General features: G+C 50.1%; 15 protein-coding genes. 2 read left to right on the forward strand and 13 right to left on the reverse strand.

Going from position 1 to position 8,789, the window contains the following annotated elements; all coding sequences use genetic code 11:
* Window positions 1-181: 181 nt before the first annotated feature.
* The 4 genes from KBZ12_RS17930 to KBZ12_RS17945 form a co-directional block, all read right to left on the reverse strand.
* Entirely contained in the window at window positions 182-475 is a 294-nt protein-coding gene (locus tag KBZ12_RS17930; protein ID WP_254959429.1) for a DUF2442 domain-containing protein, read from the reverse strand.
* A complete protein-coding gene (locus KBZ12_RS17935; protein WP_396101530.1) occupies window positions 447-608 on the reverse strand; it encodes a DUF4160 domain-containing protein in 162 nt (53 codons plus the stop codon). The genes KBZ12_RS17930 and KBZ12_RS17935 overlap by 29 nt, the downstream gene beginning before the upstream one ends.
* A 230-nt stretch (window positions 609-838) precedes the next feature.
* Complete coding sequence (locus KBZ12_RS17940; protein ID WP_254959431.1) at window positions 839-1,045, reverse strand: type II toxin-antitoxin system HicA family toxin; 207 nt, start codon at window positions 1,043-1,045, stop codon at window positions 839-841.
* Window positions 1,042-1,233: a type II toxin-antitoxin system HicB family antitoxin gene (locus KBZ12_RS17945; protein WP_254959432.1), complete on the reverse strand. Its 192-nt coding sequence runs from the start codon at window positions 1,231-1,233 to the stop codon at window positions 1,042-1,044. The genes KBZ12_RS17940 and KBZ12_RS17945 overlap by 4 nt, the downstream gene beginning before the upstream one ends.
* A gap of 275 nt (window positions 1,234-1,508) precedes the next feature.
* Here KBZ12_RS17945 and KBZ12_RS17950 point away from each other — a divergent pair, with 275 nt between their 5' ends.
* Together KBZ12_RS17950 and KBZ12_RS17955 are read left to right on the forward strand one after the other, a co-directional pair.
* On the forward strand, window positions 1,509-1,727 hold the full coding sequence (locus tag KBZ12_RS17950) for a helix-turn-helix domain-containing protein (protein WP_254959433.1): 219 nt from the start codon (window positions 1,509-1,511) through the stop codon (window positions 1,725-1,727).
* Between the two features lie 8 nt (window positions 1,728-1,735).
* Entirely contained in the window at window positions 1,736-2,383 is a 648-nt protein-coding gene (locus KBZ12_RS17955) for a hypothetical protein (RefSeq protein ID WP_254959434.1), read from the forward strand.
* On the opposite strand, the gene dcm is transcribed toward KBZ12_RS17955, so the two are convergent.
* From dcm to KBZ12_RS17995, 9 genes are all read right to left on the reverse strand, one after another.
* On the reverse strand, window positions 2,371-3,798 hold the full coding sequence (gene dcm, locus KBZ12_RS17960) for a DNA (cytosine-5-)-methyltransferase (protein ID WP_254992786.1): 1,428 nt from the start codon (window positions 3,796-3,798) through the stop codon (window positions 2,371-2,373). The two genes, KBZ12_RS17955 and dcm, sit on opposite strands and share 13 nt — an antisense overlap.
* Before the next feature lie 188 nt (window positions 3,799-3,986).
* On the reverse strand, window positions 3,987-4,322 hold the full coding sequence (locus tag KBZ12_RS17965) for a type II toxin-antitoxin system HicB family antitoxin (RefSeq protein WP_254959435.1): 336 nt from the start codon (window positions 4,320-4,322) through the stop codon (window positions 3,987-3,989).
* A 5-nt stretch (window positions 4,323-4,327) separates the two neighbouring features.
* Window positions 4,328-4,582, reverse strand: a complete 255-nt coding sequence (locus tag KBZ12_RS18785) for a type II toxin-antitoxin system HicA family toxin (protein WP_007101339.1) — start codon at window positions 4,580-4,582, stop codon at window positions 4,328-4,330.
* Between the two features lie 167 nt (window positions 4,583-4,749).
* Window positions 4,750-5,736 carry a DUF4062 domain-containing protein gene (locus KBZ12_RS17970; protein ID WP_254959436.1) on the reverse strand — a complete coding sequence of 329 codons (987 nt, stop codon included), beginning with the start codon at window positions 5,734-5,736 and terminating at the stop codon, window positions 4,750-4,752.
* 118 nt (window positions 5,737-5,854) lie between these two features.
* On the reverse strand, window positions 5,855-6,115 hold the full coding sequence (locus KBZ12_RS17975; RefSeq protein WP_094511221.1) for a DUF2442 domain-containing protein: 261 nt from the start codon (window positions 6,113-6,115) through the stop codon (window positions 5,855-5,857).
* Window positions 6,108-6,341, reverse strand: coding sequence for a DUF4160 domain-containing protein (locus tag KBZ12_RS17980; protein ID WP_254959437.1), 234 nt, complete (start codon window positions 6,339-6,341; stop codon window positions 6,108-6,110). The genes KBZ12_RS17975 and KBZ12_RS17980 overlap by 8 nt, the downstream gene beginning before the upstream one ends.
* A 193-nt stretch (window positions 6,342-6,534) precedes the next feature.
* On the reverse strand, window positions 6,535-6,843 hold the full coding sequence (locus KBZ12_RS17985; protein WP_254959438.1) for an addiction module antidote protein: 309 nt from the start codon (window positions 6,841-6,843) through the stop codon (window positions 6,535-6,537).
* The gene (locus KBZ12_RS17990) at window positions 6,843-7,145 is read right to left on the reverse strand and encodes a type II toxin-antitoxin system RelE/ParE family toxin (RefSeq protein ID WP_254959439.1); all 303 of its coding nucleotides are present in this window, start codon (window positions 7,143-7,145) and stop codon (window positions 6,843-6,845) included. The genes KBZ12_RS17985 and KBZ12_RS17990 overlap by 1 nt, the downstream gene beginning before the upstream one ends.
* Before the next feature lie 248 nt (window positions 7,146-7,393).
* A complete protein-coding gene (locus tag KBZ12_RS17995) occupies window positions 7,394-8,254 on the reverse strand; it encodes a hypothetical protein (protein ID WP_254959440.1) in 861 nt (286 codons plus the stop codon).
* Between the last annotated feature and the right edge of the window lie 535 nt (window positions 8,255-8,789).

Consider the following 8,789-nt stretch of genomic DNA (forward strand, 5'->3'; position numbering starts at 1 on the left):
GAAGAACCCTTCTGAATCCTTTTCGACTACTACATCAAATTGTCTAGACATTGAAGCCACCTCCTCAAGCCAGTGTAGCGGCTTAGCAGCGGACTGGTACGAGGGCCCAGCTACTGGTCGGTCCAACGCTTGCCATCACCTGCCCGCAAAGAGCTGCGGGGTCCGAGTCTCGGTGGGCTCTCTAAAATGATGGAGGTGGGTCAGGTGTATGGCAGGGTTGGAAAGTGCTCTTGGCCCTCAGCGGGAACCTTTCCGGATGGCGTATCGACTCGACAGACAAGTCAACATCTAGATCAGGCCAATAAAGATGCTCCGAGGTCGGACGCAGCACGTTTAGGACCTGCTGAATAGTTGCCGCTTTAAACCAAGGAAACTCTGAATAGGGAAGTGCCAGCTCTTCATCGTCGATAAGCACCCAGACACAATGTCCAGATACGTTCGTAACCTCAGCCGCCAAAGTGGATGTTCCAGGCATCGATGATCTCCTGATGACGTGTCTCGACCAGGCGCTCTGCTTCTTTGATCCTCTGTGAGCTTAGCCCAATTTTGCGAGGGAGTTCAACGGTTGGGCTGAGCCAGAACTTCGCCTCACCATCAGGATGACTCACATGGACGTGAGGGCGGCTCTCCTCACGTGAGAAGAAGAAGAATCTAAATTCGCCATCCCTGAAGACGGTTGGTGACAAATGGGATATGAAACCACTGTCTGATCATAGCCGCGCCTGCAATGGCTGTTCGCATCTTTCCAACGCTTGACATCACCAGCCCGGAAAGAGGTAAAGGTGAGACCAGATCATCATGGTGGCGGGTCTGGTGTATGGCATTGTTCTGCGGACAGTCAGTTATCGCCGCTGGAAGGATCTATCGAGGAATCCAGCAGAAGACGGAGAATGCGGCGTGCGAGCGGTTCCTTGATCTCACGATGCCTGGGCACCGGCTGCGAGACACCTGTCGCGGGATTTCGATACCAATCGTGTTTACCTCCATGGCGTACCAGAACGCATCCACCCTGCTCGATCGACCTGATCAGATCAGCCCGCTTCATGGCATGACTAATTCACCGACCTTACGAGCACCCGGAATATGTCCACCTGAGAGGTCAAGGTAGAGATCCTTCAAATGCTTAACTAAATCAGCCAGGGTATCGCCTTGCGTCCAGTAATCAGGATATTCCTCTAGGTAGCCAAGCCAGGCATCATCCTCCTGCCAATGAACGTACTTGATCGTTTGCATTAAATGTTCCTCCGGTTACAGTTGCACTGGGGTGTTCAGGAGTCTACTCAGGCCGCCAATGCTCCGGCCAGTCCCTGGGGCCAAGCAACGCAACGTCTCTGTGCCGCAGAACGCCCCAGATCAGAAGCGGGCAATGTTTTAGGCATAGCCAATACCTGTCGCTCCCGTCTTCTGCATCTGGATGTTAGGTGGAGAATGCTGGCTGGCATCACAGCCGATTCTAATGCTACTCATAGTCTGTCGACATATGGTCATCATTCCGCGATGCTAAGCCGATGGAGCGCGAGGCATTAGTCCTGTTGGGATCTCGAATTAGAGCCATCAGACTCACTAGGGAAATTTCTCAAGAAGAGCTGGCCGACAAATGCTGTTTACATCGCACTTACATAGGAGGCGTTGAACGCGGAGAACGAAATATTGGGTTCATTAACCTTCTTGCAGTAGCCGAGGCGCTGGAGGTCCCCCCGTCAGCACTCCTAGTCGACTTTGAATAGCTGTCAATATGCCTGAGTTTACATACAAAACCAAGACTCGGCTCTCTTCGGCGCTTAGTGAATTAGGCCTCACGGTCGGAATGATAACTGGAGCTGTTTCATATGTCGATGATATTCTTTCTTCTATCGATGAACGCCTCTTGGATGCTGGCGGTGAGCGGCTGTCAGAGCTTGTTGAGCTCGCTAACCTATCGGCAATCATTGGGAATCTGTATCGAGGAGGCATCGTAAAATCTTCTGGAGGAAAGTTTAGATCTAATCTTCCTCATACCTATCCCGATTTGCTAGCAAATGATGGCGATGCATCGGATGTTGAAATCAAAGTTGCCCTAGAAGCCAATAAGCCCAAGGGGCACTTAATCAAGCCAGGTCCTCACCTAACGATTCGGTATGTCTTGACCCATTCAGATGGTAGATATGAAAGAGGGAAGGATAAGCGAGGAAGTATACCTCGTATATGGGAGGTACGCGTTGGTGTGCTCGACGAAAGGCATTTCAATTTCAGCAATACTGAGGGCGATAGCGGAAAGACAGCCGTAATAAATGCTGCTGGAATCTCAGCATTGCAGCCAGTCTTTATAGCTCCTGATTTTTTGCCAATATCCCCCAAGGGTAAACTATACTCAGATTACCTAGGGGCTTTTCAAGCCGCTTGAGCGCCTAACAACAACTCACTTTCAATTACTGAATTAGCTATTGTCTTCCCCAGTAGCGGTGGTACTGCATTGCCAATCTGCTTAACAATCTGAGCTGTCGTCCCTGCAAAAAAGAATTTGTCCGGAAAGCTCTGAATCCGAGCTCCTTCTCTAGGCGTAAGTGCTCTATCTTGAAAAGGGTGTATGCATCTGTTTGAGGCGGGATGTACAAAGTTTACCGTAATTGTCGTACTTGGCTTATCAGCATCGAGACGGCTATAGCATGAACTAAAACCAGACTTGACCATGCCAGCGGGAAGGGCGTAAATGTTTGAGCCTGCATGACGTATGATATTAAGCATTTTTGCAGAATGCTTGGTAGATCTATGCAAGCATAGATCCGGATCACCTTCTCTCATTAGTAGTTGATAGACATTCTTAGGGGCACAAGTGTAATCTTCCTTTTCCTCGCCTGATGCCACATTCGGCAAATCACTTATGGCCTCTATCAGAGACACGGACCTTGGTAGGCTTTGTGAAAACAATGGTGGTAGTGGCCGAATAACTTCGGGCCTAGCACCGGCCATACTTTTGAATTCATATAAATGAGTTGGAATTGGCCATGAGATAGGTATGCAACCACGGTTGCCAATTATAACTACACGCTCGCGATTCTGTGGTATTCCGAAGAGTGCACTATTCAGAACTCTCCACTCGCATAGATAGCCTGCTTCGCGAAAGCCATTTATTAAAGCTGTTAGCTTATTGCCTCGCTCATGAGTGAGAATCCCTACAACGTTCTCAAAAATAAACCACCTTGGCTTAATTTTAGATATGAGCAAAACGAAATGTTCGGCTAGCGAGTTTCTTGGATCGCCTTCGGTCAAGTTTCGAAAAGGACGGATAGAGGAAAATCCTTGACAAGGTGGTCCTCCCAAAACTACATCAACTTCACGAAAGCCTCCTGTTAGCTCCGTAACATCAAAATCACGAATATCTCCAACCAAGCCATTCGCATACTTATGATTTGCAGTGAACGTCTGAACACGATCTTTAAGTAGATCAATTCCGCACACCGTAACAAACTGATCCGTCATTTCAAATCCATAGGAAAGACCACCCGCACCGCAATAAAAGTCCACAACATATCGTTTGCCTTCGGGAGGCTGCTCTTGGCGGCTTATTTTAATTCCTCTATCGGAAACGGCAGTTGTATAGCCCTCTCCAGGAGTAGCAGCATTTTCAACAAGGCGTTGACCTTCCTCTAGCTCCTTGTAATTAACCTCAAGAAGTGTGCTTATCTTTTCAAGAGCCGTGCAACTTGCGCATTCGAGCCCTCGCTCCCATTTCTTTAAAGTCAAAAGACTAATACCAGCTCTCTGTGCTAATTCGGCTTGGCTCATCTTTGCATTGAGGCGCATTGCGCGAATTCCCATGCTCTGCTAACACTTCACCGTCTTAAGCGATGATACTCATAAGCATCGCCAAAGTCAAGGGCTGGGTGCCAGAAGCCGGTGCACTGCAGGATTCGCCCTCTCCCACCTAACGCTGCCCCTGAGTGGCAGGCAAGGACTTGGCAACGCAGGCTGGGAATCGATGGTGGCCTGTCCACTCGAGGGGCGTGTTATCCGTTCCTCTGTGCCGTGACACTTTTCTGAAGCGCTTCCTGAGCAAGTGCGTTGAGACTCTTCCCCTGTTCCTCCGCGGTCATCGCCAACTTCTCATGTAGTTCAGGAGGAATTCGAAGATTGAACTTGCCGGAATACTGTCTACGCGGCTCCATTCCTTGCTCCTTACAGACCTCAAGAAAGATTTCCAGCGATTTCTTGAACTCATGACGAAGCTCATCAGGGCTTGACCCATAGAAATCCGCACCCCCGGAGAGTCCAAGAATCTCCCCCCGAAACTGATCTGTTTCTTCGTTGTACTCAATCCTTGCGTGGTAGCCGTCGACTGTCATCAAATTCATGGTGTCACTCCGTGCTCTTCGAACCATTTGCGGATTGAAGCAACAGCACCCTTGTCTGTATCAGGAGATGGGTGGGGTCTGTGGAAGACCCTGACCTCGCCAAACAGAACAACCGCGACACGGCTGCCAGCCCTCTCGCTTACCTCCCCACCCAGCTCCTGAAACAGGGCTTCGATGTCCCTCCACGGCAGGCTGCCGCTTACAGGTCGGGAGAAGATCAGCTCAAGGGTTCGCTGGTGCTTCCGCTTCATTCCACCATGGTACTGCCACCCGGTACCAGGGGCGGCCACCTCTCAACAGTGTGCTGGATACGGATAACGCTCAAGATCAGAAGCGGGAAGCAACTCTGGCATAGGCGCAAGCCTCCGCGCCCGTCTTCTGCATCTTGATGTTAGTAGCTGGCAATGGGTCGGCGCTCCTAAGGCATACTGATTGCCTTGAGATAAAGGCCGAGTAACTCTTCTTTGACTTCCTCATAGCCAGTAATCACTCTCCGCCTTCCGGCAAGCTTAGACAACGCCGAATCGAAGGCACCCGTCTCGTACTCAAAGCCATAATATGGGGTTCTAATTCTAACAACACCGTAGACAGTCTGCGCCTCTACGATGACACTCTTGTGATGCTGAACTTCAAGCAAGCTTTCGGCGGCTCTGCCCTCTGCAAAGAGTAGAATCCTAGAATCCAACAGCAATTCAGATATTGCATTGTCATCGGCATAGATGTCACACGCTATAGCCTGACCTCGCTTCAGTGAGAGTGCATTGCATTGGGACTCGGATGCACGCTTTGTCTCTCCGAGGGTGCTTTTTAGGTGGACTCTACTGCCATTGTGAATTTTTGGCAAAAGGCAGAAGCGTCTTAGCGTATCAACTACACTACTGGTATCATTTCTTTCATCTTCAGCTCCGATGGCGAACCCACGCGCAGGCAGCTCGCGCTTCAAATCCTCATAGACCTTGCTTGCAAGATCTTCGGGAGTCGTAAATCTGCTAACTGTCAGCTCAGTCATTACACGCTGCTTGAACGCTGCCAGGGATTGAGCTTCCTCGCCCCTCGAAACATACTTGATTGGATATTCATATTCTTCATCCATTATATAAGCAAGCTTGAGAATGCCAAGCTCACAAGCCTTTTCATATTCTCGCTCTACGAAAGACTTTCCGCTCTCTTGATCAATGGAGCCATTGCGGGGGCTTAGAAATAAGAGAAAGACTTGTGATCGCTCTACCTCACTTAGACATGTATCTAGTGGCTGCGAGTCACGTGCCCCAAAGAATTCTTGAGCGTTTATAATCCCTGCCTTGCTTTGAATCTTCCCAATAACAGCATTCCTATGCTGTACCATATCTATGTAGGTAGAGCTGATAAAGAAAGATATGTTCGGTAGAGGTGTGTCTTGGCTCATGCGGAGAAACAATTGCCGAACGGTCTAGCCATGCTACTAACGCTCGCCATCACTTGGCCGCAAGGTTTTCTCGGCGAAGAATAGAACGTTACGGCGGCGGCTCAGGTGCATGGCGGTGTTAGCTGACCAGAGCCTTTGCCTGGGGCGCTGGCGCACCTCGAAGCAGGCCTTCCACACTTAAATCCTCATCGACATCTGGCCAGTGGATCCCGTAGCCAGCCCCTGCAATCTCCCAGTTGTCACGCTCCTGGGAGGTTGCATGTAGAAGCCTTGGGAACCAAGCCAGCGGTACCGAGATAGAACGACCGTCAGCTAGGTCGACGATCAGCCTGTCTTCTGTCAACGCAACGTCAGTGACCTGCTCACCAGGGTTAGCCATGAAACTCCTCCCATACTTTCAGTAGGATAGCTCTGTTCAAGCTGACCAGCCGTTCAATTTCACGCAGCTCTCTGGCGCTGAAACCAAGGCTTGAGGACAGTGCCACAGGAACAAGCCAGACTTTGCAAGACGCCTTATCTCTGTCGACATGAACATGGGGAGGCTCGTTTGGTTCGTGACTGTAGAAGTAGACCCTATATGGACCGCTTCTGAGGATTGTCGGCATCCGAAAGCGCCACCATCACATCAATGATACCGACCTCGGCCTTCCTGTGCAGCTAACGCTGCCCCTGAGTGGCAGGCAAGAAGCTATCGCTTGCGAACCAGACTCGGCGGCGGCCTGTCCACTCCAGGGGCTTGTTCGAAGGTGTCGCATCTCCACAGGCAGCGTTTGCGGACCTGCGGCTCGCGAGCAGAGCTCAAGACATCTCCGCTTCACTTCTCACACTGGCGCCCAACTTCAGGCCAAGGGCCGTGACGACCTTGAGGATGGTGTCAAAGCTCGGGCTCCGCTCTCCAGACAAGGCCTTGTAGAAGCTTTCCCTGGACAGTCCTGATTCTCTGGCCACCTGGGTCATTCCCTGGGCCCGCGCAATGTCGCCCAAAGCCTTGGCGATGAAGGCAGCATCTCCATCCGCCTCCTCGATGCAGGCTTCCAGGTAGGCGGCCATCTCCTCCGGTGTGCGTAGATGCTCGGCAACGTCGTAGGGGGTCGTCGTGGTTTTCATCAGATTTCCTCTGTCATGTTGGCTGCCAACAGAAGGGCCTCATCAATGTCCTTGGCTTGTGAGCTCTTGTCTCCGCCAGCCAAAAGGATGATCAACGCGGCTCCCCTCTGCAGGTAGTAGACCCTGTATCCAGGGCCGTAGTTGATCCGCAACTCCGACACGCCGGCCCCGACGGGCTTGACGTCACCAGGATTGCCACCGATGAGGCGCTCGATCCTGGCCAGAACCTTCGCCCGGGCTCTCAGATCACGGAGACCCGCAAGCCATCGGACGAACCGCTCCGTCTGGCGGACTTCAACCATCCACCAACTGTAGCCTCCTGGCTACGGCCACGCAACGCTGCCTTGCTGGTTCCCATCAAGGACGACACATCCTTCGAACGCTGCCCCTGAGTGGCAAGCAAGGAGCCTGGGGTGGCGCGGCAGAGAGCTGGTGATGACCTGTCCACTCGAGGGGCATGTTCGAAGAATGATATGCTTAAAGCTAGACGCTATGAAAATAAGCAAGTTCTTGATCAGTAAGACCTTAGTATAAAATACTCATGTCATCGCTACAGGCAGATATCTGTTCCCCACTGTTTTTTCTGCTCAGTAGCTTGTTCAGGCTTTATACATTGAGCTTGTCTTATTGACTCGTCACCCTGAACAAAGTAGGAACGGATATAATCAGAACCATAGACTCCAAAAGTTACAATTCCTGTATTGCTGCAGTTGCTCGCAATCTTATTTGCCCAATGCTGCATCTGTTCCGTTTCCATGAGTGTTCCCGCGATAAGCTGAGGTCCGCGATCGTCGTCTCTGAGGTTAAAATCTATTTCGTCGGATCTGGCGGTTGGGTTCCCATAATAGTTAATGCCTACATTCTTTAGAACACGAAACTTTGTAAGCTTTGCTCCTTTTAATCGGATTACACTTAGCACGCTATCAACAGTTGCTTGACAGGATTGTATCACGGGAGAATTTGTTTGAGTATAAGGCGCCAACGCAGATACTCTGAGATTGTATTCAGTTCTTACTCTAGCTGCAAAGTCTTGGCAATTATTAGAACGCAATCCATAAGTTCCTACATCAGATGTGTAGCAGGCATCTGGACCAAGAATGCTATTAATAATGGCTAAATTATATCTCCGGTCATTAACTAACCTGTATCTCTCGCTGATGGTTTTTTCTGAATACCTTCCGTCAGGGCCAAACCCAACATTACGTTCTATTCTGCCATTCTTACAGAAGAAAATATGCTCATGGGTAAGCTGCACATTATTTCTATCCGAAAAGCCATCAGACGGTCTCGGTTGTGGAATAAAAGGTAAACGTTTTAATGGGCGTTGAGCAAATACTACGTAGTTGCCATCGTATTTACAAAGTATCTTTTCTATCGCTGTCTGAGCCCTTACATCCAAACCGTGAAACATAAATAAGAATACTATGAAAGCTTAGCCTTTCAGTGTAGCGATTCTTTTTCTGCGTAAAAGTGCGCATAAATCCCATTTTTCGTAAAATGTCTTTTCATTATGGAAATTCATATCATTACCATGGGGATGACAAGAAGAAGCATAGTACAGCCATCTCTTGATTGGGAGGCCTAGATCCACGTGCTGAGTGTTCCCCCGTTTCCGAGAACCACGCTGCGGCATCGGTCTGGATAACCGGAAAACCGTTGCGTTGCAGTCCTCCTTGTCGAATGCCAATCAAGATTAAGAGTGGTTTGCGGGTTCGATAACTATTTGTTCGAGGCAATATACAACCCAGATCGGAAGACCAGATCAGCTACAAGCAGGATTGAAGGCCAAGGTATGCATTCAAACTAATCCGATCCTTCGAACGCCCATCATCACCCGCCCGCAAGAGCTTTAGCTGACACAGATCATTAGGGCGCGGGTCGGGTGAATGATGATGTTAGCCAGCGCTCGCCGCAAGCAACGCCTCAACATAGTCCTTCAGCCGCAG

Source organism: Cyanobium sp. Cruz CV13-4-11, assembly GCF_024346055.1.
Taxonomy (GTDB): Bacteria; Cyanobacteriota; Cyanobacteriia; order PCC-6307; family Cyanobiaceae; genus Cyanobium.